This window comes from Pseudomonas sp. NPDC086112 (genome assembly GCF_044746425.1).
Lineage (GTDB): Bacteria > Pseudomonadota > Gammaproteobacteria > Pseudomonadales > Pseudomonadaceae > Aquipseudomonas.
On sequence record NZ_JBIVCD010000073.1, the window covers coordinates 1 to 508 of the forward strand.

Here is a 508-nt window from a genome sequence, read left to right on the forward strand (position 1 = left end):
GTTGATGAATATCACCAGGCAGTTGGCGTTCTTGATGTTACCGGTGATTTTACGCAGCGCCTGGGACATCAGACGGGCTTGCAGGCCCACGTGCATGTCGCCCATTTCGCCTTCGATTTCAGCCTTCGGCACCAGAGCAGCCACGGAGTCGACGATGATCACGTCAACCGCGTTGGAACGCACCAGCATGTCGGTGATTTCCAGGGCTTGCTCGCCGGTGTCCGGCTGGGAAACCAGCAGGTCGTCGACGTTGACGCCCAATTTGCCGGCGTACTCAGGGTCGAGGGCGTGTTCGGCGTCGACGAATGCGCAGGTCGCGCCGGCTTTTTGAGCCTGGGCGATCACCGACAGTGTCAGGGTGGTTTTACCGGAGGATTCAGGACCGTAGATCTCAACGATACGGCCTTTTGGCAGACCGCCAATGCCGAGCGCGATATCCAGACCCAGAGAGCCAGTGGAAATAGCCGGGATCGCCTGACGGTCCTGATCGCCCATACGCATTACGGCT

At 59.4% G+C, this 508-nt stretch carries 1 pseudogene; it reads right to left on the reverse strand.

Annotation, left to right across the window (positions count from 1 at the left end):
* Positions 1 to 507: pseudogene (locus ACIPLA_RS27600) on the reverse strand (ATPase domain-containing protein); the annotation flags it as partial.
* Position 508: the final 1 nt, after the last annotated feature.